At 57.6% G+C, this 21027-nt stretch carries 22 protein-coding genes and 4 tRNA genes; 6 read left to right on the top strand and 20 right to left on the bottom strand.

Going from position 1 to position 21027, the window contains the following annotated elements:
- Positions 1 to 60 precede the first annotated feature (60 nt).
- The 10 genes from rplL to ACQZ6F_RS16085 form a co-directional block, all read right to left on the bottom strand.
- Positions 61 to 438, bottom strand: a complete 378-nt coding sequence (gene rplL, locus ACQZ6F_RS16130) for a 50S ribosomal protein L7/L12 (RefSeq protein WP_068386061.1) — start codon at positions 436 to 438, stop codon at positions 61 to 63.
- A 57-nt stretch (positions 439 to 495) separates the two neighbouring features.
- Complete coding sequence (gene rplJ / locus ACQZ6F_RS16125) at positions 496 to 1014, bottom strand: 50S ribosomal protein L10 (protein ID WP_077472949.1); 519 nt, start codon at positions 1012 to 1014, stop codon at positions 496 to 498.
- A 330-nt stretch (positions 1015 to 1344) separates the two neighbouring features.
- On the bottom strand, positions 1345 to 2043 hold the full coding sequence (rplA, locus tag ACQZ6F_RS16120; RefSeq protein ID WP_068386052.1) for a 50S ribosomal protein L1: 699 nt from the start codon (positions 2041 to 2043) through the stop codon (positions 1345 to 1347).
- A gap of 4 nt (positions 2044 to 2047) precedes the next feature.
- Positions 2048 to 2479, bottom strand: a complete 432-nt coding sequence (gene rplK / locus ACQZ6F_RS16115) for a 50S ribosomal protein L11 (protein ID WP_068386051.1) — start codon at positions 2477 to 2479, stop codon at positions 2048 to 2050.
- A gap of 213 nt (positions 2480 to 2692) precedes the next feature.
- Positions 2693 to 3223, bottom strand: coding sequence for a transcription termination/antitermination protein NusG (gene nusG / locus ACQZ6F_RS16110; RefSeq protein WP_068386050.1), 531 nt, complete (start codon positions 3221 to 3223; stop codon positions 2693 to 2695).
- Between the two features lie 18 nt (positions 3224 to 3241).
- Complete coding sequence (gene secE / locus ACQZ6F_RS16105) at positions 3242 to 3442, bottom strand: preprotein translocase subunit SecE (protein ID WP_068386049.1); 201 nt, start codon at positions 3440 to 3442, stop codon at positions 3242 to 3244.
- A gap of 197 nt (positions 3443 to 3639) precedes the next feature.
- Positions 3640 to 3715 (bottom strand) — tRNA-Trp (locus ACQZ6F_RS16100).
- 209 nt (positions 3716 to 3924) lie between these two features.
- Positions 3925 to 4803 (bottom strand): 3-deoxy-manno-octulosonate cytidylyltransferase, encoded by an 879-nt coding sequence (locus ACQZ6F_RS16095; protein ID WP_449093383.1) that lies wholly within the window; start codon positions 4801 to 4803, stop codon positions 3925 to 3927.
- 5 nt (positions 4804 to 4808) lie between these two features.
- Positions 4809 to 5495: a glycosyltransferase family protein gene (locus ACQZ6F_RS16090; RefSeq protein WP_077472950.1), complete on the bottom strand. Its 687-nt coding sequence runs from the start codon at positions 5493 to 5495 to the stop codon at positions 4809 to 4811.
- A 333-nt stretch (positions 5496 to 5828) separates the two neighbouring features.
- Positions 5829 to 6722 (bottom strand): NAD-dependent epimerase/dehydratase family protein, encoded by an 894-nt coding sequence (locus ACQZ6F_RS16085; protein ID WP_449093384.1) that lies wholly within the window; start codon positions 6720 to 6722, stop codon positions 5829 to 5831.
- 145 nt (positions 6723 to 6867) lie between these two features.
- Between ACQZ6F_RS16085 and ACQZ6F_RS16080 the strand changes: the two genes are divergently transcribed.
- On the top strand, positions 6868 to 7389 hold the full coding sequence (locus ACQZ6F_RS16080; RefSeq protein WP_449093385.1) for a GrpB family protein: 522 nt from the start codon (positions 6868 to 6870) through the stop codon (positions 7387 to 7389).
- A 52-nt stretch (positions 7390 to 7441) separates the two neighbouring features.
- On the opposite strand, the gene tuf is transcribed toward ACQZ6F_RS16080, so the two are convergent.
- Positions 7442 to 8617, bottom strand: a complete 1176-nt coding sequence (tuf, locus tag ACQZ6F_RS16075) for an elongation factor Tu (protein ID WP_077473019.1) — start codon at positions 8615 to 8617, stop codon at positions 7442 to 7444.
- A gap of 416 nt (positions 8618 to 9033) precedes the next feature.
- Complete coding sequence (locus ACQZ6F_RS16070) at positions 9034 to 9462, bottom strand: DUF3597 domain-containing protein (protein WP_449093386.1); 429 nt, start codon at positions 9460 to 9462, stop codon at positions 9034 to 9036.
- A 448-nt stretch (positions 9463 to 9910) separates the two neighbouring features.
- Here ACQZ6F_RS16070 and ACQZ6F_RS16065 point away from each other — a divergent pair, with 448 nt between their 5' ends.
- Positions 9911 to 10318 (top strand): Rap1a/Tai family immunity protein, encoded by a 408-nt coding sequence (locus ACQZ6F_RS16065; RefSeq protein ID WP_449093387.1) that lies wholly within the window; start codon positions 9911 to 9913, stop codon positions 10316 to 10318.
- 578 nt (positions 10319 to 10896) lie between these two features.
- On the opposite strand, the gene ACQZ6F_RS16060 is transcribed toward ACQZ6F_RS16065, so the two are convergent.
- Positions 10897 to 10970 (bottom strand) — tRNA-Gly (locus ACQZ6F_RS16060).
- A 26-nt stretch (positions 10971 to 10996) separates the two neighbouring features.
- Positions 10997 to 11081: transfer RNA gene (locus ACQZ6F_RS16055), tRNA-Tyr, on the bottom strand.
- A 197-nt stretch (positions 11082 to 11278) separates the two neighbouring features.
- On the opposite strand from ACQZ6F_RS16055, the gene rlmB reads away from it, so the two are divergent.
- Both rlmB and ACQZ6F_RS16045 read left to right on the top strand, forming a co-directional pair.
- Entirely contained in the window at positions 11279 to 12187 is a 909-nt protein-coding gene (gene rlmB / locus ACQZ6F_RS16050; RefSeq protein ID WP_068386027.1) for a 23S rRNA (guanosine(2251)-2'-O)-methyltransferase RlmB, read from the top strand.
- 39 nt (positions 12188 to 12226) lie between these two features.
- Positions 12227 to 12928 carry an AprI/Inh family metalloprotease inhibitor gene (locus ACQZ6F_RS16045; protein ID WP_449093388.1) on the top strand — a complete coding sequence of 234 codons (702 nt, stop codon included), beginning with the start codon at positions 12227 to 12229 and terminating at the stop codon, positions 12926 to 12928.
- Between the two features lie 327 nt (positions 12929 to 13255).
- On the opposite strand, the gene ACQZ6F_RS16040 is transcribed toward ACQZ6F_RS16045, so the two are convergent.
- Positions 13256 to 13549 (bottom strand): hypothetical protein, encoded by a 294-nt coding sequence (locus ACQZ6F_RS16040; RefSeq protein WP_449093389.1) that lies wholly within the window; start codon positions 13547 to 13549, stop codon positions 13256 to 13258.
- Positions 13550 to 13585: 36 nt separating this feature from the next.
- Here ACQZ6F_RS16040 and ACQZ6F_RS16035 point away from each other — a divergent pair, with 36 nt between their 5' ends.
- Positions 13586 to 13708 carry a hypothetical protein gene (locus ACQZ6F_RS16035; RefSeq protein ID WP_281406649.1) on the top strand — a complete coding sequence of 41 codons (123 nt, stop codon included), beginning with the start codon at positions 13586 to 13588 and terminating at the stop codon, positions 13706 to 13708.
- Here ACQZ6F_RS16035 and ACQZ6F_RS16030 read toward each other — a convergent pair.
- Both ACQZ6F_RS16030 and ACQZ6F_RS16025 read right to left on the bottom strand, forming a co-directional pair.
- Entirely contained in the window at positions 13702 to 13971 is a 270-nt protein-coding gene (locus tag ACQZ6F_RS16030; protein WP_068386025.1) for a hypothetical protein, read from the bottom strand. The two genes, ACQZ6F_RS16035 and ACQZ6F_RS16030, sit on opposite strands and share 7 nt — an antisense overlap.
- 217 nt (positions 13972 to 14188) lie before the next feature.
- Positions 14189 to 14264, bottom strand: a tRNA-Thr gene (locus ACQZ6F_RS16025).
- A 167-nt stretch (positions 14265 to 14431) separates the two neighbouring features.
- Here ACQZ6F_RS16025 and ACQZ6F_RS16020 point away from each other — a divergent pair.
- Entirely contained in the window at positions 14432 to 15205 is a 774-nt protein-coding gene (locus ACQZ6F_RS16020; protein ID WP_068386024.1) for an NAD kinase, read from the top strand.
- A 69-nt stretch (positions 15206 to 15274) separates the two neighbouring features.
- On the opposite strand, the gene prfB is transcribed toward ACQZ6F_RS16020, so the two are convergent.
- The 3 genes from prfB to ACQZ6F_RS16005 form a co-directional block, all read right to left on the bottom strand.
- A protein-coding gene (prfB, locus tag ACQZ6F_RS16015; protein WP_136687201.1) for a peptide chain release factor 2 occupies positions 15275 to 16406 on the bottom strand; the annotation gives its coding sequence in 2 pieces (ribosomal slippage) (positions 15275 to 16336 and positions 16338 to 16406; 1131 coding nt in all).
- A gap of 126 nt (positions 16407 to 16532) precedes the next feature.
- The gene (locus ACQZ6F_RS16010) at positions 16533 to 18992 is read right to left on the bottom strand and encodes a penicillin-binding protein 1A (protein ID WP_449093390.1); all 2460 of its coding nucleotides are present in this window, start codon (positions 18990 to 18992) and stop codon (positions 16533 to 16535) included.
- A gap of 260 nt (positions 18993 to 19252) precedes the next feature.
- Positions 19253 to 20503, bottom strand: a complete 1251-nt coding sequence (locus ACQZ6F_RS16005; protein WP_449093391.1) for an N-acetylmuramoyl-L-alanine amidase — start codon at positions 20501 to 20503, stop codon at positions 19253 to 19255.
- Between the last annotated feature and the right edge of the window lie 524 nt (positions 20504 to 21027).

The raw sequence follows: 21027 nt of genomic DNA, 5'->3' as shown, positions 1-21027 counted from the left end.
TGTTCAGAAAAACGGCAAATGGGAGACGGCAAAAAGCCATCTCCCAAAGCAGTTTCAAGCTTACTTAACGTCGACCTTAGCGCCGGCGTCTTCGAGCTTCTTCTTGATGTCAGCGGCTTCTGCCTTGGAGACAGCTTCCTTGACAGCCTTCGGAGCAGCTTCGACGAGGTCCTTAGCTTCCTTGAGGCCCAGGCCGGTGATAGCGCGGACTTCCTTGATGACGTTGATCTTGTTAGCGCCGGCATCCGTGAGGACGACGTCGAACTCGGTCTTTTCTTCTTCAACGGCAGCGGCAACAGCAGCACCGCCAGCGGCAGCAACAGCTACCGGAGCAGCGGCGGATACGCCCCACTTTTCTTCGAGAAGCTTGGACAGTTCTGCGGCTTCGAGAACGGTCAGCGAGGAGAGGTCGTCTACGATCTTTGCGAGATCAGCCATTTTTTAGTTCCTTTTGTTCGGTTCGAACTGGTTGATTATGAACAGCGAAAAACCGCCTTACGCGGCTTCGTCCTTCTTGGCGTAGGCCGAGAACACGCGAGCAAGCTGACTTGCCGGCGCTGCAACAACACCTGCGATGCGGGTAGCCGGAGTCTGGATCATGCCCAGCAGCTTCGCGCGCAGCTCGTCCAGCGAAGGCAGGGTCGCGAGCGACTTCACACCTTCGGCGTTGAGCGTTGTTGTTCCCATGGCGCCGCCCAAGACAACGATCTTGTCGTTGCCCTTGGCGAAATCCACGACGACCTTCGGAGCGGTAATCGGATCAGTGCTGTATGCGATCAGCGTCTGACCGGTGAAGAGATTGGAAATCCCTTCCGCTTCGGTGCCCTGAAGAGCAATTTTGGCCAGGCGGTTCTTCGCGACTTTGATAGTGCCGCCAGCAGCGCGCATCTTCGAACGAAAATCGTTCATCTGAGCGACTGTAGCACCAGCATAGTGGGCCACGACAACTGAGCCCGAAGCCTTGAAGACTTCGTTCAGTTCCGTGACGAATTCGCGTTTTTCCGCTCTTTCCACTGCTTTTCTCCAGTTGACAGGACCGGGTTAACGGACCTGCCGGGTTGCCTTTTGCCTCCTGGGATCAAGAGAGATCCCAAGCGACGCTTGAGGATCCTGTCCCCTCGCGCTCAAGCCTGACGGCTCAAAGGCACAAGGCATCCAAGGCTCGAACCGAGTTCATCGAAGCGATGCTTCTTCAAAATTCGGGTCTTACCCGTCTCATGCAGGCTTAAGTGATTAAGGGATAACCACCTGCAATCTCGGACAGGAATTCCGGATTTCTCCAGAAATCCCGGCCTCGAAAGGCCGGGAATTCTTAAACACCGGACACGAGGTCCGATATGATTATCAGGCGCTAGGCGCCGTAACCGTCGACAGCTCGATCTTGACGCCCGGACCCATGGTCGAGGAGATCGCTACGCGCTTCAGGTAGTTACCCTTGGCGCCAGCCGGCTTTGCCTTGATGACGGCGTCCGCGAAAGCGCGGATGTTTTCTTCGAGAGCCTTGGCTTCGAAGGAGGCCTTGCCGATGCCGGCGTGGATGATACCAGCCTTCTCGACACGGAACTCGACAGCGCCGCCCTTGGAAGCTTCAACGGCAGACTTGACGTCCATCGTAACGGTTCCGACCTTTGGGTTCGGCATCATGCCACGCGGGCCGAGAACCTTACCGAGGCGACCGACGAGCGGCATCATGTCCGGGGTCGCGATGCAGCGATCGAAATCGATCTTGCCGCCCTGAACGATTTCGACCAGGTCTTCAGCGCCGACGATGTCAGCACCGGCAGCCTTGGCTTCGTCGGCCTTGGCGCCACGAGCGAAAACGGCCACGCGAACCGTACGGCCCGTGCCGTTCGGCAGGTTGACAACGCCGCGAACCATCTGGTCGGCGTGACGCGGGTCAACACCGAGGTTCATCGCGATTTCGACGGTTTCGTCGAACTTTGCGACGGCACGTTCCTTGACCATGTTGATGGCCAGATCCAGAGCATAAAGCTTTGTCGGATCAACGCCTTCACGAGTCTTCTGAATACGCTTTGCTACCATGATCTCAACCCACCACTTCCAGGCCCATGGCGCGGGCAGAGCCCTCGATCATGGCCATTGCGCCTTCGATATCGGCGGCGTTCAGATCCTTCATCTTGGCTTCGGCGATCGACTTGATCTGAGCCTTGGTGAGGCTTCCAGCCTTGCCACCCTTGCCCGGCGTCTTCGAGCCGGACTGGATCTTTGCTTCCTTCTTCAGGAAGTAGCTGACCGGCGGCTGCTTCATGATGAAGGTGAAGGACTTGTCCTGGTAGTAGGTGATGACGACCGGGATCGGCATACCCTTTTCCATTTCCTGCGTAGACGCATTGAACGCCTTGCAGAATTCCATGATGTTAATGCCACGCTGACCAAGCGCAGGACCAATCGGCGGCGACGGATTCGCCGAGCCGGCCTTGACCTGCAGCTTGAGCTGGCCCGCTACTTTCTTAGCCATTTCTCTCTGCCTTTCCAAATGACCGGTTACCCGGCCCATTATGCCGGATCGCTCCGGCGGCTGCGGTTGCGTGGTGCGGATCACCAGGTCCGGCTAAGACCCTACCCTTCCACGCGGATTGCGGCTGCGCCGCGAGACATAAGTAAGCGTTTACTTATATCCAAGCCCAAAAGAAAGGCCAGCGATGACACCGACCTTTCGCAATGACGATAATCAGACCTTCTCGACCTGACTGTATTCAAGCTCGACCGGCGTAGCGCGGCCGAAGATCGATACTTCGACCTTAAGGCGCGAACGCTCTTCATCCACATCCTGAACCGTGCCGTTGAACGAAGCGAACGGACCATCGGAAACGCGGACCTGTTCGCCGATCTCGAAGGACACGGAGGCCTTCGGCCGCTCGACACCTTCCTGGACCTGACCGAGAATGCGCTCGGCTTCATAATCCGGAATCGGAACTGGTTTATTGTCTGAACCCAGGAAGCCAGTAACCTTCGGCGTATTCTTGATCAGGTGGTAAGCTTCATCCGTCAGGTTGGCGCGAACCATCACGTAACCCGGGAAAAACTTGCGCTCGCTATCGACCTTACGGCCGCGACGCACTTCGACAACCTTTTCAGTCGGCACGAGGATCTTCTCGAACAAATGATCGAGACCCTTCTGCCTAGCCTTCTCCTCGATGGATTCAGCCACCTTCTTTTCAAAATTAGAATAAGCGTGGACGATGTACCAACGTGCCGCCATGTTCATCTCCACCCGTTATCAGTTGCCGGTATTCAGCACATAGCTGAGAACCCAGCCGATGAGCTGGTCGGCAGCAAAGAAAAACAACGAGGCGAAAACAACCATGACCAATACCATCACCGTCGAGATCATCGTCTCGCGGCGAGAGGGCCAAGTAACTTTCGACGTCTCGGAGCGTACCTGCTGCAGAAACGCTAGTGGATTCGTTTTGGATGCCATTGACTGCCCACGCAATTACGGCGCGTAAAGCTGAACAAATCAGCCCCACGCACCGCGTGTCTGTTGAACCCCTACATAAACACCGATTCCCGTTTTAACAAGAGGTAATCCAGTGTTTTCGAAAATTTGCCGCCAAACCGGCATAATCCTCAACCCGAGAAGCAGCGATATCAGCGCGCCAGTCAGATCAAGGAAAATGGCAGGGGCAGCAGGGCTCGAACCTACGACCTGCGGTTTTGGAGACCGCCGCTCTACCAACTGAGCTATACCCCTTCTTTCTTCGAGAATTGCATCGAGCGGTGTACCGTCCGGGCAGTTCGAAGACATGGCGCTCCCTTTAAGGCGGGACGAAACGATTGGCAAGAGCGTTTTTCGCTTTTTCCCAATCAAGACAGTCGCTCCTCACTTCACTCTGCCGCAACACGTCTGATATGTGCTGCCGCAAGGCCAAGAAGAAAGGCGGCAAAGCAGCCTGTTTTGGCCTATTGCTCTCCGGATGGAGCCTTCGGCTTGCGTTTGAGAAATTTCGGCCTGAGCTGGCGCAGGAAGTTATCCGTGGAGCGAATCACATTCGTCAAGGAAATCAGCCTGTCTACCTCAGCATCGGTGTTGCCGAGTCGCTCGGACAATACCTCTGCAGCCGCGAGCGAAATCTCGGCTGGCGGTATGTCGGTAAATCGTTCGGCGAGCCTGATATAGGGATTAAGCGATACGCCGCCGTGAATGGTGATCTTTCCCAGCCGTGCAAAGAGCCGCAGGAAGGTCTGCTCGAAGCTCCAGTCATGCACGGAGACCACTCGCCACTTCTGACTGCGCCTTGCCGAAAAACCAGCAAGGACGATAGCACCGGGCAGCTTCAGATCGCTCAACCAGAGCGCCAGGGCAAAGCCGCTCGTCGGCGTCTTGCCCTCGGTATAGAAATCGGAACAGAGGCCGACCAGATCAAGATGGCCGGTGGGTGCGCCCTGGAAGTCCGCGGCCGGATTGAGTTTCTCTTCGGGGCCGAGGCGGATATTGAGGATGCCGAGGAAGTATTCCTTTGGAAAGAATTTGACGACCTCGCCCACCTCCCCACGGTAGACGATATTGGCACCGCGCGGCTGGCCACGCGAGATCAGCAGTGAATGTCCGTGGAACGGTCGATCCAGAACCTTGTAGACCTTATTGAAGAAGACAAAGAGCGCCGTGGGCGGAAACTGCGCCTGCAGGCTCGCTATATCGACCGCATCGCTGTTGGCGACCAGCACGATATGCGAGAATGCCGCCAGTACCGCGCGCCACTCAGCGGCGCTGCCCAGTCCGGCCGCAGAACCTGCCGCCGGAATGCCTTTGCCGATAGGATCTGTTTCCTCCTGATCCAATGCGCTTACTTCTGCTGAACGTGCAGTATCCGGTCGCGCATGGCGAACCATTCTTCGGCATAATCGTCATTGCGATATTCGTCGAAATACGGACCGCCGTCGGTGAAGTGCACCAGCTTGGCATCTTCGCGGCGGTCATATTCATTGACGAGGTAATTCCAGGTGACCGGGATCTCCCCGATCTGATCGTCGCTCTCCAGCCACTTGAACTGGTGGAGCTGGAGGCCGGTCGCTGTATTGACGAAATCCTTGGTCAGCGCCTTGCACTTGGCATTGTTGAACAGGATCATGCTCGACCAGTTCTTCTTTTCGTATTTGGTCTGCGTCTGGCCCAGGAATTTGGTTTCGACTTTCGGCTGGTAGTCATGCTTGACGCACATGGCCGCATAACGGTCGTCACGCAGCGCCCAGAGCTCGGCGATATCGGTTCGGGCGAGCATGTCGCAATCCATGAAGATGCTCCAGCCCTCATAGTTGCTCAAATAAGGCACGAGGAAGCGCGAGAAGGAAAACTCGGTCGATTGCAGCGCGTTGCGCTCACGCGTGAAAATGCCGCCGAGATTACCGAGCACGATCGGCGAGAACGCCACCGGGATCGAAGAATGCTCGATGATGCTCTGGGCGAGGACGTGATAGGCTACGACCTCCTTTGAATCAAAGCCGACAAATATACGTGCAACACTATCCTTCATAATACCTCCGAAGCGGCCGGCTGCTCTAAAATCACCCGGCAAATTATCCTGCGTCGCGGCGCTGGCCGCGTCCATTTCAACCCCGCCCGGGCACTCTTGTCCAAGCGGTGCTTGCTCGAAACAGGGACCTGAATACGGCCTACCGAGAGCTGCAATCTCAAGGGGACACCCTGCGAACACAACTCTACTTAGATAAATGACGATATTTGTCGAGTGTTTGCGGAAGCATTTTTGGTTATGCAGCGTAACAAATGGAGAGAACCCCTGCCCGGCTCGATATCGATGGCGGGCAGAGGAAAACACCAGCCGGCGTGTGCTAAAGGCCGCTGAAGCTCAAACCTTCACATATTTACGCCAGTCGTGTTCCTCCTTGAAGCCCAGAACCTCGCGGATCTTGCGGTTGGAAAGCAGGCCCTCATACTCGCCGATCTCGCGGGTGAAGGGCACGTTCGGATAATGCTTCGCTGCGAGTTCGCGAGACGGCGTGTTGGCCGAGACCGTGTCGTTAGCGGCGTTGAAAACCTGGTAGCCAAGGCTGCTCTTCTCGATGCAGAGATGAACGATCTGGCCGAGATCGCGGGCGTCGATATAGCTCCAGGCGATTCGCTTGCGCATCTCGCTATTGGCGAAATATTCCGGGAAACGCTCATACTCATGCGGCTCGATGACGTTGCCGATGCGTAGCGCGTAGATATCGATGCCGAAACGCTCGGCGAAGGCGCGGGCCGTCTTCTCGTTCAGGACCTTCGACAGGCCATAGGAATCCATCGGATTGACATCATAATCTTCGTCCAGCGGGAACTGATGGAAATCACGATGCCCCTCTGCAAAACAGACGCCATAGGTCGTTTCGCTTGACGCGACGATGATCTTCTTGACGCCGAGCTTGGCGGCCGCTTCGATGACATTGTAAGTCCCCATCGTATTGATGCGGAAGGTCTCGTTATCCGGCTTTATCAGGATGCGCGGCACGGCGGCGAAATGCACGACGGCATCGAAGGACTGCACGCCCTTGCCCTCTTCGAGATCGGGAAAATCCCGATGCATGCTCAGGACATTATAGACTTGTCCCGCATCGGTGATATCGGCCTGCAGATTGGTAACGCCGGGACTATTGAGCGGCACGAGATCGATATTGTGAACTTCATAGCCGGCTTCGACGAGCCAGGGAACAGTGTGCCGCCCGGCCTTGCCGCTGCCGCCGGTGAACAATATGCGCTTCTTCATGAAAATCTCCTCCTGGGAAAACCGGGCGATAGATAGACCCTTTCCGGCGTTTCGCAAGGCATATGGCGTGGTCGGATTGTCTCAGGGAGAGATTGGGAGAAAGATCCACGACGGCTGAGGGAATCGCGCGGAAGGCGGGTACGGAATGGACGCAATCAAACTTGTCGACTACGACCCTGCTTGGCCCGCCCTCTTCCGCAGCCGGCGCGAGGCGATCACGGCCCTGCTCGGCCATCCGACGGATATCCAGCATATTGGCAGCACATCCATCCCAGGACTTTGCGCCAAGCCGAAGCTCGATATCGATGCAGTACTTCTATCCAATGAAGCAAGGATCGAGGCAACCGAACGGCTGAAGCATGATGGATACGTCTTTCACGGTGACCCACATGGCGCCGACAGGTGGACATTCACCAAGGACGAGAAGCCCTACGGGACGCGCCTCTATCTGTGCCTGCCGGACAATCCTGCCCATCAGGAACGGGTCCTCTTTCGCGACTATCTTCGCGTTCATCCCGAAGCTGCCGAGACCTATGCGACGTTGAAGAGGAAGCTTGCAATCGAAGCGGATGGCGATTGGGATCACTATACCGGCGGCAAGAGCGATTTCGTTGCAGACATCGTCAGCAGGGCTCTGGCGGAGGCTCGCCAACCATCAAGCAAATGAAAAGGCCCCGCTGTTTCCAGCGGGGCCTCTTTATAAAGGAATAATCCTGGGATTACTCGACGATGGAGGCAACGATGCCTGCGCCGACGGTACGGCCGCCTTCGCGGATAGCGAAGCGAAGCTTTTCTTCCATCGCGATCGGAACGATCAGCTCAACGGCAACGGTCACGTTGTCGCCAGGCATAACCATTTCCGTGCCTTCCGGAAGCGTCACGATGCCGGTCACGTCCGTCGTACGGAAGTAGAACTGCGGACGGTAGTTCGTGAAGAACGGCGTATGACGGCCGCCTTCTTCCTTCGTCAGGATGTAGGCTTCAGCCATGAACTTCTTGTGCGGCTTGACAGAGCCCGGCTTGCACAGGATCTGACCACGCTCGACGCCGTCACGGTTAACACCGCGAACCAGTGCGCCGATGTTGTCGCCTGCCTGGCCCTGATCGAGCAGCTTGCGGAACATTTCAACACCGGTAACCGTCGTCTTCGACGTCGCACGAATGCCGACGATTTCGACTTCTTCACCAACCTTGACGATACCGCGCTCAACGCGACCCGTCACAACCGTACCACGGCCGGAGATCGAGAACACGTCTTCGATCGGCATCAGGAACGGCTGGTCGATCGGACGCTCAGGCGTCGGGATGTAGGCGTCAACCTGAGCCATCAGCTCGCGGATCGCGTCTTCACCGATCTTCTTGTCAGAGTCTTCAAGAGCAGCAAGTGCCGAACCCTTGACAACCGGGATGTCGTCGCCCGGGAAGTCGTAGGACGACAGAAGTTCGCGAACTTCGAGCTCGACGAGTTCGAGAAGCTCGGCGTCGTCAACCTGGTCGACCTTGTTCAGGAACACAACGATTGCCGGAACGCCAACCTGACGAGCAAGCAGGATGTGCTCGCGGGTCTGCGGCATCGGGCCGTCGGCAGCCGAGCAAACCAGGATCGCGCCGTCCATCTGTGCAGCACCGGTGATCATGTTCTTGACATAGTCAGCGTGGCCGGGGCAGTCGACGTGAGCGTAGTGACGAGCAGGCGTCTCATACTCAACGTGGGCCGTCGAGATCGTGATACCACGAGCCTTCTCTTCCGGAGCAGCGTCGATCTGGTCGTACGCCTTGAACTCGCCGAAGTACTTCGTGATCGCTGCTGTCAGCGACGTCTTGCCGTGGTCAACGTGCCCAATCGTACCAATGTTAACGTGAGGCTTATTGCGCTCAAACTTACTCTTTGCCATTTGAATGCTTCCTATGAACGTAATGAGTGACCCCGGCGAACCGGTTTAGTGCCGCCGTTTAAGGCTTTCGTCGCGTTTGCGCAAGACTTAATTGCAGGGCCTATTTCAAGCGAAGCCCGGCCGATGGCGCATGATCCGCAGCCTTCGACTTTCATTCGCCGCGTAAGGTTCGCCGGCCGATCCGGAAAGACAAAAAAGCATTTGCCGGTTCAGACGCTTAGATAGGGAAGCATCCTATGGAATTCCAGTGGTGGATGCGGGATGAAAGCATCCTTGCAAATGGGATATCGGTCAAAACAAAGCGCCCTCTCCCGCTGGGAAAGGGCGCAAAATAATTAAACGGCTATAGATCGTCACCGATCGCGACGCTTTACCGGTTGAGGCCGGCAGATGCCGTTCACCGATGCTTGACGCTATCAGTCCAGAAGATCGGCCGGCACCTTGCCGCCATTGTCGGCAAGCTTCTGCAGAAGCGCCTTGTGAAGGAAAATATTCATCTTGGCGGAATCGCCGGCATCTCCGGTGTAGCCCAGTTCCTGCGCCAGTTCCTTGCGCTCGGAAAGGCTTGCATCCATGCCAAGCGCCTTCATCAGATCGACGATCGAATGCTTCCAGTCCAGCTTCTGGCCGCTCTTCTTTACCGCCGCATCAAGGATCGAGGCGATATCCACCGGAGCCGACGGCGCGCTGGTCGCAGGCGATGTGGCGGCCGTGGTAGACGAAGGAGTCGGCGTCGGCGCAGGCGCCGGATTGGCAGTTGCAGCGGTGGTGGTCGGTGCAGGAGCAGCCTCGGCAGCCTTTGCCTGTCCCCAGATTGCACCCTTGATCTTGTCGAAGATACCCATTTGCGCTCTCCCGTTTCGGTTGCCTGAGCAATATCTATCGCTCGCGTTGATATAAGCAACCCTTCATGTCAAATATGCAAAGAGGAAGGGCGCCAACGTTTTCAAGCGGTACGCAGCCTGTGTGCGCATGATTTAACCACCTCGGCGATCGCTGGGAATACAAATGGTCGGATTTCGAGCCGTGATGCTGAAAGCAAACTCGCCTGAAGGAAGCGGGAGGTTGGGGGAAATTTCCTCGCCTCGGCACCCGTCGGAGAAAATTGAGCGCGGCCGCATGGGAAGCGCGAGCCGGTATGCCGGAGCCAGATCCCATCGAATTTGCGAGGAAGTAGACCAGTTGCGAAGCGTATGAGGTCGGCGCGGCGTGTTCTGTCACGAATGAGGCATTGTCAGAAAATATCTGGGATGATTGAATGTTAAACAACAACTTCAATCTTGAGTTAAGTTCATGAGACTAATCGCAGCGTTGCTACTCGTCACGGTGACGGTATTTCCATCGAACGCCACCCCTGACGCGCGACACATGAACTTTTATGAGCTCTACGGCCTTTGTCAGTCCGATCCCAAAAGCGCATCATTCTATATCGCAGGCGTCCTTGATCACATGAACACCGCTTCAAGAGCAATGGATCGCGCTCTAGAAGCCGAAAGCCCGCAAGAGAAGACATTTAACAACGGCAAGTATACTCGGCTTGCCGGCAAGACCTGTCTTCCGGATAAAATAACTGCCGATCAAGTTCGCGACGCTGTATGTCAACTTATCAGCCGAAACCTCGCTACGCCTCCATATGACGCCACCCTGGCTATTGGGTTGGCCGTAGTTAAAACGTGGAAATGCGGGGACACCCACAATTGACCCCGATGCGTATCTCCACCGGAACCTTTGCATACCGAAGACACAAAGCGGGTTGATCATGACCGATGACACGCAAGATCTGATCATCTTTAAATTGCCAAGGGACGCCGCAAAATCGAGACGCAAGTTGGCAAGAGTAATGCTGGGTGCTTACGCAGCAAATGCTCTGCCTGAATGCGCCACTCCCGCTGACTTGAAGTGTTGGGCAGAGGAATTTGCCGATGCCGAAAGAGAAATCGCTCGGCTCAGTCACTGATTGCAGCAGCGAGGTAGAGTCTTTGGAGTGAGACAATGCACCACATGATTGCCGTGACGGGCATTGCCTGTATGGTCGGCGGGATTGTCGTGGGCTTGCTTCGGATATCCGGGACGCTTGAAGCTTACGAGGCCTCAAGCGCCGGCAAGGATTGGACGGACGACGATGCGGTGCCGAGCAGGTCGAGACGCCGGAGCCTGGCATATAGCCGCAGCGATGGCTTGGAGAGCAGCCGCCGAACGCGGGAACAAGTGGAATGTCGAACTAAGAAGGCCGACTGGCACACCGTGACACGTCATATAGCTAGGTGATTTAAAAACTTTGGAGCGGGTAGCGGGAATCGAACCCGCGTATTCAGCTTGGAAGGCTGCTGCTCTACCATTGAGCTATACCCGCGCGGGTGGTCAAGATCCGGTCCGGAATGGTGGAGGGAGTTGGATTTGAACCAACGTAGGCTGAGCCAACGGATTTACAGTCCGTCCCCTTTAACCACTCGGGCATCCCTCCAGTATTCCGACTGGATCTTGCGACCAAGTTGCTCGATGTTGGCGTCGCCGCCGTCATCTGCGCCGCGTATATGACCGGACGATTTCCGTCTGTCAACACAGGGAATTACCAAAAATGACGAAAAGATTTCAGCCTGTGGGAAAAGCTTGCCGCCAAAAGAGGCTATGCGCCCGGGAAGGCGCTGGTTATAAAGCCGCATGAGCAAAGATAAAATTTCCGGCCGCTCCGGCCCAGACAACACCGCCGACGACAAGTCGGCCAAGGATACGCATTATGCCACCCTGCGGCGCGCCCATCGCGACGCCAAGCGCGAGCGCGGCGAAATCCCGACGCCGGCGCCGCAGAAGCGCAAGCGGGCGGGCGCGGACGATTGGAAGCCGCCGGCACTCGCGCCGGACCAGGTCCTTCTTTATGGATTGCATACCGTTCGCGCCGCTCTTGCCAATCCCGAGCGTAAGAACATTAAGCTGTCCACGACACAGAATGCGCTGGTGCGGCTGGAGATCGGCCCCGTTGAAGGGATCGGCATTCCCGTGGAGATCGTTTCGCCGCAGGATATCGACAAGGTGCTGGGACCTGAGGCGATCCACCAGGGCGTGATGCTGGAAACGCGGCCCCTGCCCGTTCGCCGCCTCGAAGCGCTGAAGGACAGCCCGCTGTTGCTCGTTCTCGATCAGGTGACGGATCCGCACAATGTCGGCGCGATCATGCGCTCGGCCGTGGCCTTCGATGCAGGAGCCGTGATCACCACGCAGCGCCACAGCCCGACCGAATCAGGCGTGCTGGCAAAATCGGCCTCGGGCGCGCTCGAACTCATACCTTATATACAGATCACCAATCTCGCCGATGCGCTCGGCGAACTGCACCAGCTGGGTTTCACGACCATCGGCCTTGATTCGGAAGGGCCGGCACCGCTCGAAGGCACCTTCAGCGGCGGCAAGGTCGCCCTCGTTCTCGGCTCCGAGGGCAAGGGATTGCGCCAGAAGACGCGGGAAACCGTGAACGCACTGGCGCGCCTCGACATGCCGGGCGCCATCAAATCGCTCAATGTCTCGAATGCAGCGGCGATCGCGCTTTATGCGGCGCGATCCTATCTGAAAATCTAGCGGCACCGAAGCTGCCGCGACCAGTTGGGGGAATTTGCCTTGATCCGTGTTCTTGGTCTAGCGGCGGCTTCCGTCGCCCTTGCTCTCGCTATGGGTCAACCGGCACGCGCTGCCGATGACGAACTTGTCAAAGCGCAGGCGGGCGCATGGCTATTGGCACCTGAAAGCGGTGCCAAGGGATGCCGGCTGACCTTCGATACCAACCCGGTCACCGGCGGCGGCTATGGCATCACCGGGGCGGACGCCTGTGCAACGCCCCTGCCCGCACTCTCCAAGGCGAGCGCATGGAATTTCGCCGATGACGGATCCCTCACCATCATCGATGCCTCGGCGAAAACGCTTGTCCGGTTCCAGCAGGAAGAAGGCTCTCCCTGGGAGAGTGACGCCGGCGACCCCACCTGGCTGCTACCAGCGCTTGGCGACGTCGACCATGTGCCGACCGTTGCAAGCCTCGCCGGAGCCTGGCACATCCAACGGCCGGATGGAAAACCCGTCTGCGATGTCACGCTGACCACCGACAAGGATCCGGACGGAACCGCGAAAATGTCACCAGCCGGGGACTGTCCCAGCGAAGTCGGCGACCTCAAGCTTTCGCTCTGGGCGACGGAGGGCTTCGGCCTGGTGATGCTGGGCAATGACGGCTCCTCCCTCTCCTTCGACATGAAGCCGGACGGCAGTTTTCAGAAGTCCGACGAAGAGGAAGGCGAGCCGCTCTTGCTGTTGCGCAAACAGGGCGGCTGAGCATCGGAGCGGCGCATCTGGTTGATGCCTCGGAAACGCGACATCTTTCTTGGAGCCGGTTCAACGGCCACTGATCATTGTCGCGCGGCGCAAGGTTTCACTGTGTGCGTGGTACTGTCGAATATCCGAAAGTTCATTTTCACGATCCGCCCAGCGTGGAGGGATATATTGATCCAACGGCAAAGCGGAATAATCTCGAAGGCTGCGCCGCGGAAATAGGCATCTATTTCGCCCATTCCTATTTTCTGTTGAAAGACATGGTAGAGCGACCCGTCCGGCATGGGCGCCATTCGGAACGCACCTGCCACGGCCAATAGCCAGCAATGGTCAGCGTATCGCGATCAGCTGAGGGTGCCAAACCGATTGCTGCTTGAACCCGCTCCGCGTGACCGGGCATCCTTCCTGCAACTTCGACCAGGAGGTGACATTGAGGTTCATCTCGCATTGCGCGAGATAGTTCTTGCCGCCCACGGTCATGCAAGCGACCTCACCGACCGCATGCTGCTTTCCATCCGTATTCTTGCAGTAGCAGTTCTCGCCGGCCAAAGCCGACACGCTCACAATCACCGCGATCACAACAAGCGGCAATCCCAAGACGACATGCCTCGATATCCTGTGCATGATCATATCCGCGCCCGCCATTGGCCGGAGAAGTGTATGCCTATTTTGCGCCTTGTAAATGAAGCGACACTTTCGGCTGCGGTCGGCCGACATGCCGACGGCAAACCGAGCCGCGCCGTGACGATGAAATCGACGGAAAAGCCGAAAGAGGCTCAGTGAACTGCGGGATCCGCTTCGTCAAAGAACGACCTGATGCCATCGCGCGCAATCGTCGCCAGGAATTCGTCGAAGGCTTCGCGGTCGGTAGCGAAGGGCTCTTCCCACTCGATCAGATCTTCCTCCGGCGTGATGACTTCCATCCGCCAGTCGTCATTGGTGCCGGCGGCGCGAAAGATATCGACCAGAACGGTGACATCGTCATCGGTAAATTCACCTGAGAGCTCGGAATGTTCGAGTTTGGGCTTCTTCGGCTTGATGGTCATGTCTTTCCAAGGAGCGATATTATGTTGAAGATCGTCGCAAACGGCCTGAAGGCGTCTGCACTGACATATTAGGCTGATGTCGCCGGTTTTCCATACCGACATTAGCATCGCCACCATATTCCTGAAAAAATCGGACACTCATTGCGGTTCGCGTGAACGCGGACACCAATGATTTGCAAATTGTAATGGAGGAACCGCAACACTTGCGGAATGATGATGGTGCCCCCGGCAGGGTTCGAACCCGCGACCCCCTGATTACAAATCAGGTGCTCTACCAACTGAGCTACAAGGGCACATCGGCATGCCAACTAACAGATTTTGAAATCCTGTAAAGGGAAAATCGGTTGTTTTCCTCAGGTTCCGGTTCACCGTGGCGATCGCAGATTTACCAGTCTTTGCAAAACGTCTTGTCGCATAGGGGGAATATGACTACCTAGTACGATGATTAAAGGGACATTGCATGTCGCGTCATTTTCAGTCTGTTTGTTTTCTCGCCTCACCTGCTCCGGAAGCCCAGGAGGCTCAGGCAGAACTGATTCGCCTCTATGGCCAGACGCCGCAGCAGGAGGCCGATATCGTCGTGGCGCTTGGCGGCGACGGCTTCATGCTCCAGACGCTGCACAAGACGATGAATTCCGGCAAGCGCGTCTATGGCATGAATCGCGGCTCCATCGGCTTCCTGATGAACGACTATCGCACGGATTGCCTGGCGGAACGCATTGATGCAGCTGTCGAAAATGCTTTTCATCCGCTGCAGATGAGCACGCGCAATGATGACGGCACCACCTCGGTCGCGCTCGCCATCAACGAAGTCTCGTTGTTTCGCCAGTCCTACCAGGCAGCAAAGCTCAAGGTCGAGATCGATGGACACGTACGCCTGCCGGAACTGATCTGCGATGGGTTGATGGTCACGACGCCCGCTGGCTCCACTGCCTACAATCTCTCCGCCCACGGTCCCATTCTGCCGCTGGAAGCGCCATTGCTGGCCATGACGCCCGTGAGTGCGTTTCGCCCTCGCCGCTGGCGCGGCGCCCTATTGCCGAACAAGGTTTCGATCGAGATTACTGTGCTGGAACCGGAGAAGCGGCCGGTGAACGCCGTCGCCGACAATGCCGAGGTCAAATCGGTCCTCAGCGTCCGGATCGCCCAGACCGAAGACACGACCGCGCGCATTCTTTCCGATCCGGATCGCTCCTGGTCCGAGAGGATACTGGCAGAACAATTCTCCGATTGAATGCTGACGAATGCCGGCATGAAAAAAGCCCCGTTACCGGGGCTTTTGTTTGTTCGCATCTATCTGAACTCAATCGACGTCGTCGACAACGGCATCCGCCGCACCGCTGATGCGATGCGCAAGCGCAGCTTCCATGAATTCATTGAGATCGCCATCAAGCACATCGCCGGGCGCCGTGCTGGCAACGCCGGTGCGCAAATCCTTGACGAGCTGATAGGGCTGCAGGACGTAGGAACGGATCTGGTGACCCCAACCGATATCCGTCTTGGAAGCGGCTTCGGCATTGGCTGCCTCTTCGCGCTTCATCAGCTCCGCCTCGTACATGCGGGCGCGCAACATGTCCCAGGCCTTGGCCCGGTTCTTGTGCTGCGAACGTTCCTGCTGGCACTGCACGACGATGCCCGTCGGGATATGCGTGATGCGAACGGCCGAGTCGGTGGTGTTGACGTGCTGCCCGCCGGCGCCGGAAGAACGATAGGTATCGATACGGCAGTCGCTTTCGTTGATATCGATCTGGATCGAATCATCAACGACCGGGTAGACCCAGATCGACGAGAAGGACGTGTGACGGCGCGCGTTGCTGTCATAGGGCGAAATGCGCACGAGACGGTGCACGCCCGATTCGGTCTTCAGCCAGCCATAGGCATTGTGTCCCTTGACGAGCAGCGTCGCGGACTTGATGCCGGCTTCTTCCCCGTCATGGACTTCGAGCAGCTCAACCTTGAAGCGCTGGCGTTCGGCCCAGCGGGTATACATGCGCAACAGCATGTTCGCCCAGTCCTGGCTCTCGGTGCCGCCTGCGCCCGAATGGACTTCGACATAGGTGTCGTTGGAATCGGCCTCGCCCGAGAGCATGGCTTCCACCTGCCGGCGCGCCGCTTCGGTCTTCAGGCCCTTGAGAGCCTCTTCCGCGTCGCGAACGACATCGGCATCGCCCTCTTCTTCGCCCAGTTCGATCAGCTCGACATTATCAGTAAGCTGCTGTTCGAGGGCACGCACGCCACTGATGCCATCATCAAGCTGCTGGCGCTCGCGCATCAGTTTCTGCGCTTCGGCAGCATCGTTCCAGAGGGTCGGATCCTCTGACTTGTTATTCAACCAGTCCAGTCGTCTTACCGCCTGATCCCAGTCAAAGATGCCTCCTCAGCAGGGTGATAGCCTGCTTGGTTTCGTCGACTATTTTCTCGATTTCGGCTCTCATGTTCCTGCTTCTTCATTTCGCCGTTCGTGACGAGCGGCAATCCAATTCAAAGAGTGCTGGTGACATAGATACACATGCCGCAGCTGTAAAGCCCCGCGGCATCGTGATCGGACAAATAGGATGGCATCAAAACAGGCCGCCGGCTCCCGAGGTAACAGCCTGGTTCGCCTGTGGCGACGTCCGCAGAATTTCCTCTGGAGCGACCTGTGCCGCCTCTCCGCCGCCGATGACCGTCAAGGTCGTGGCAGGGCCGGTGCCGGGCTTGAAGGCTTCCATGATGGCGCTCGGATCGCCCGGTTCTGCCGCCATGCCCGTGGCGCGGTTGACTGCCATCATCGTCATTCCCGGTGGCACCTGGAATTTCTCCGGCGCCTCGTCCTTCGTCGCAGCCTGCATGAATTCGTTGAAGATCGGAGCCGCAAGAGCGCCGCCCGTGCCGCCTCTACCAAGCGTGGCCGGAGTGTCGTAGCCGATGTAGAGACCGGCGACGAGGCTCGGCGTGAAGCCGACGAACCAGGAGTCCTTTTCGTCGTTGGTCGTGCCGGTCTTACCGGCGACATCGGTGTTGAGCTTGATCTTCCCAGCAGCCGTGCCGCGGATGACGACGCCCTGCATCATCGAGGTGACCTGATAGGCCGTCATCGGATCGAGCACCTGCTCGCGATTGTCGGCGATGACAGGTTCATCCTGATTCTGCCAGGCACTGACGTTGCAGCTGTCGCAGACACGCTCCTCATGCTTGAAGATGGTCTTGCCGTAGCGGTCCTGAATGCGGTCGATCAGCGTCGGCTTGATCTGCTTGCCGCCATTGGCGATGACCGAATAGGCCGAAACCATCCGCAGCACCGTCGTTTCGCCGGCACCGAGCGACATGGCGAGAACCGGGTTCATGCGGTCGTAGATCCCGAAGCGCTCGGCATATTCGGCGACCAGGGGCATGCCCATGTCGGCGGCGAGGCGAACCGTCATCAGGTTGCGCGAATGTTCGATGGCGAAGCGCAGCGTGTGCACACCACCGCCCTCGCCTTCGTAGTTCGTAGGCTTCCAGACATCGCCATTGCTAAGCGTGATCTGCAAGGGATCGTCCAGAATGACGGAGGCAGGCGTATAGCCGTTGTCCATCGCGGCTGCGTAGACGAAGGGCTTGAAGGACGAACCCGGCTGGCGCTTTGCCTGGGTCGCGCGGTTGAACTCGGATTGCGCATAAGAGAAACCGCCGACCATGGCGAGCACGCGCCCGGTATGCGGGTCCATGACCACCAGGCCGCCCTGCACTTTCGGCGGCTGGCGCAAGCGATAGCTGCTGGAATCGGCGCTACCGGTCTTCTGCGCGAAAATGACATCGCCTGGGCTCAGCACGCCGCTGGGTGATTTCACCGCTTTACCGCCGGCCGAGCGGAAGGCCCAGCGCATGTCGGCTGCGGCGATGGTACCGCGCTTGCGGTCGGTCGAAACCTTGCCGCTGGCATCGACGCTCGGCTGCAAGCCAATGTCGACAGCCTGATCGGATACGGACAGCACGACGGCGACCTGCCATTCCGGCACATCGCTCAAGCTCGGGACCTTGGCAAGCTCGGCTCCCCAATCCTGCGAGGTCGTGATCTGCTTAATGGGGCCACGATAGCCGCGGCGCTCGTCATAATCGACCAGACCGTCCTGCAGAGCCTTGCGCGCTTCCAGCTGCATCTGCGGATCAAGCGAGGTGCGAACCGAGAGACCTCCTTCGTAAAGGGTCTTTTCGCCATACTGGTCGATCAGCTGCCGGCGGACTTCCTCGGCGAAATAGTCGGAGGCAAACAACGATGGGCCACTCTTCGGCGGCACGACGCCGAGGGGCTGCTTCTTGGCATCTTCGCCATCGCTCTGGCTCACATAACCATTCTCGACCATACGGTCGATCACCCAATTGCGGCGGGTAAGCGCAGCCTCGGCGCGACGAAACGGGTTGTAGTTGGCAGGTCCTTTCGGGAGCGATGCGAGATAGGCCGATTCGGCGATGCTGAGCTCGTTGACCGACTTGCCGAAATAGGTAAGCGAGGCGCCGGCAATGCCATAGGAATTCAGCCCGAAATAGATCTCGTTGAGATAGAGCTCGAGGATCTTGTCCTTGCTGTAGGCCTGTTCGATGCGGAAAGACAGAATCGCTTCCTTGATCTTTCGGTCGAACGTCTGATCGGCAGAAAGCAGGAAGTTCTTGGCAACCTGCTGCGTGATGGTGGATGCGCCGACGAAGCGGCGGCCCGAACCGATGTTCTGCAGGTTAACGACGACGGCGCGCAGCAGGCCGTTAACGTCGACACCCGGATGATTGTAGAAATTCTTGTCTTCAGCCGAAAGGAAAGCTGCCTTGACGCGATCAGGAATGGCCTGGATCGGTACGAAAAGCCGGTTTTCGCGAGAATATTCCTTCATCAACGCGCCGTTGCCGGCGTGAATGCGAGTCGTCACGGGCGGCGCATATTTCGCAAGCACCTCGTAGTCGGGAAGCTCCTTGGAGACGACGCTCAAATAGATCGCCGCCGCAGCTGCCGCGCCCAGAAAAAGGAGGCAGCCTAGCCCAAAGAAATATCCAATCAGTCTGATCATTATGATACTACCGGTGCTTGTTCTTCATGCGGCACGACTGCGATATCATCGCATAACCACGGGCGTTTTGCACGCTCACGGCGTTAATGCAAGACGGCAACTAGACAAAGCCGTGCACCATCCGCGCGTGAATGATACTTTGCTGTAACGGCGGGAATGTGAGCAAAATAGGGCTTGCCTCCTCTATTCCCAATTTCATCCAATTCTAAAGTTCACCGCTGTTACATGGAAGCCACGGCTGACGCTTGGCTTGAAGCTCCTTAACCGCCGTTTGCGATGATCGATACCCGATACTGCTTGACAGCCTCCGTCAGCCGGTCGGCGACCTTCTGGCGCCAATCCTCGTTGAGCAGAAGCTTTTCATCTTCCTTGTTGGAGAGGAAACCCAACTCGAGCAAGATCGAGGGCACATCCGGCGCCGTCAGGACCTGGAAGCCTGCGTGGCGATGCGGATTGTTGATCATGGAGATTTGGCCGGTAAACGAGGACAACACGTCCTGCGCCAACGAAATGGAGAAGGCCTGCGTCTCGCGACGGGTAAGATCCATCAGAATGTCGGTAACGGCAGCCGGCTGCGTCTTTGTCTCGGTGCCCGCGATCTGATCGGAATTGTTTTCGCGATCGGCCACTTCCCCGGCAAGCCGGTCGGACGCCTTGTCGGAGATCGTATAGACCGTCGCGCCGCGAATATCCTTCTGCTTGAGCGTATCGGCATGCAAGGAAATAAAGAGCGAGGCTCTGTTCTGCCGGGCGATCGTCACACGCTCCGAAAGCGACAGATACTGGTCCTTGTCACGCGTCAGGAAGGCCTTGATGCCCGGTTGAGCGTTCAGTTTGTCGGCAAACATCTTGGCGAAGGCCAGTGTAATGTCCTTTTCCTGCGTCACTCCATCCGTGCCGGTCGCGCCAGCGTCGATACCGCCATGCCCAGCGTCGACGGCGACGAGGAACGTGTTCGGGTCGGCCTTCTGCGCTGGCTCGACTGGACCGACATCCTTGGCCGTATCGTCGCTCGTCCAGCTCTGCTGCTTGACCAACTCGGCAAATTGGTCCGCCGGCAGCATTTCGGCATCGAGCACGAGACGATGTCCCTTGCCGTTCTCGTCAGCCTGCGCCTTGGCCATGACCAGCTTCACGGGCTTCTTCGCCGTCAGCACGATGCGGGCGCTATCGGCGTCCATCGTACCGTAGCGAATATCCTTGAAAAGACCGGTCGGCTTGAGATCGGCGGCCGGAAAGCCGAAAGCCGTTGCCGGAAGATCGACCACGACGCGGACCGGATTGTCGAGATAATGCACGGTGAAGGTCGGCTCGCGATCCATGTCTATGACGATGCGCGTGCGGGCATCGTCACCTGCTATGCGGGCACCGTAGGCGAGCAGGGAGCCGTCGGCCGCCATGGAAGGCGCGAGTGGCGCAAACATCGCCAGCGCCACAAGGGTAAAGGCCGCCGTCGCAAGTCGCAAAGCCTTCACACCGATCTCCGCCACATGCCGCAATCCCTTTAACAATTATCCAACGCGCCCCATATCGGTTCCGACGTTGTTTTTGAAGCCCCAATAACGGGAACCAGGTTACGTGATGGATGCCATCTGACGATGTGCCTCGAAGAGAATCGACAGACGCTCTCCTGTGCTCTCATCATCCGACGAATCCATCAATATTATGGCATACTTGGCTTTTCCCTTGCTATTGTGACAGATAAAACATACAACGCACATTAGGGTAGAAGTGTTGACGGGATAGAGTCGTCGCAACGGCAGCCGCCTCGAGTACCAGGCGCCATAAGCGGCATTCATCCGACGTCTGCAGTGCTTCTATTCGAAATAGTGGATATCTGGATTTCCGGTTTCAGACGGGAAATTCATCGGTGGAGAGCCACCAAACGCTCTTTAGAGAGCACATTCATCGGACCCCGCTTGTGGGTCTAAGGCATAGTCGATCTCGCTTGGTTACGGATGTTACCGCAGCAGCTTTTTCACAAAGTCAACAGACCCCAGGGAAGTAACGCCCCGGTTGCCGTCTGGATGCTGTC

Source organism: Rhizobium sp. A22-96 (assembly GCF_053521805.1).
The sequence above is the reverse complement of the archived record's forward strand: the minus strand, read 5'-3'. Positions and strand labels throughout refer to the sequence as shown.

Excerpts from the sequence above, each read along its gene's own strand:
- ACQZ6F_RS16090 (WP_077472950.1), bottom strand. The coding sequence starts at position 5,495 with ATGAAGGATAGTGTTGCACGTATATTTGTCGGCTTTGATTCAAAGGAG.
- ACQZ6F_RS16020 (WP_068386024.1), top strand. The coding sequence starts at position 14,432 with ATGTCGCGTCATTTTCAGTCTGTTTGTTTTCTCGCCTCACCTGCTCCG.
- ACQZ6F_RS16065 (WP_449093387.1), top strand. The coding sequence starts at position 9,911 with ATGAGACTAATCGCAGCGTTGCTACTCGTCACGGTGACGGTATTTCCA.
- ACQZ6F_RS16030 (WP_068386025.1), bottom strand. The coding sequence starts at position 13,971 with ATGACCATCAAGCCGAAGAAGCCCAAACTCGAACATTCCGAGCTCTCA.
- rplA (WP_068386052.1), bottom strand. The coding sequence starts at position 2,043 with ATGGTAGCAAAGCGTATTCAGAAGACTCGTGAAGGCGTTGATCCGACA.
- nusG (WP_068386050.1), bottom strand. The coding sequence starts at position 3,223 with ATGGCGGCACGTTGGTACATCGTCCACGCTTATTCTAATTTTGAAAAG.
- rplL (WP_068386061.1), bottom strand. The coding sequence starts at position 438 with ATGGCTGATCTCGCAAAGATCGTAGACGACCTCTCCTCGCTGACCGTT.
- ACQZ6F_RS16040 (WP_449093389.1), bottom strand. The coding sequence starts at position 13,549 with ATGCACAGGATATCGAGGCATGTCGTCTTGGGATTGCCGCTTGTTGTG.
- ACQZ6F_RS16070 (WP_449093386.1), bottom strand. The coding sequence starts at position 9,462 with ATGGGTATCTTCGACAAGATCAAGGGTGCAATCTGGGGACAGGCAAAG.
- secE (WP_068386049.1), bottom strand. The coding sequence starts at position 3,442 with ATGGCATCCAAAACGAATCCACTAGCGTTTCTGCAGCAGGTACGCTCC.
- ACQZ6F_RS16035 (WP_281406649.1), top strand. The coding sequence starts at position 13,586 with ATGCCTATTTTGCGCCTTGTAAATGAAGCGACACTTTCGGCTGCGGTC.
- rlmB (WP_068386027.1), top strand. The coding sequence starts at position 11,279 with ATGAGCAAAGATAAAATTTCCGGCCGCTCCGGCCCAGACAACACCGCC.
- rplK (WP_068386051.1), bottom strand. The coding sequence starts at position 2,479 with ATGGCTAAGAAAGTAGCGGGCCAGCTCAAGCTGCAGGTCAAGGCCGGC.
- tuf (WP_077473019.1), bottom strand. The coding sequence starts at position 8,617 with ATGGCAAAGAGTAAGTTTGAGCGCAATAAGCCTCACGTTAACATTGGT.
- ACQZ6F_RS16010 (WP_449093390.1), bottom strand. The coding sequence starts at position 18,992 with ATGATCAGACTGATTGGATATTTCTTTGGGCTAGGCTGCCTCCTTTTT.
- ACQZ6F_RS16085 (WP_449093384.1), bottom strand. The coding sequence starts at position 6,722 with ATGAAGAAGCGCATATTGTTCACCGGCGGCAGCGGCAAGGCCGGGCGG.
- ACQZ6F_RS16080 (WP_449093385.1), top strand. The coding sequence starts at position 6,868 with ATGGACGCAATCAAACTTGTCGACTACGACCCTGCTTGGCCCGCCCTC.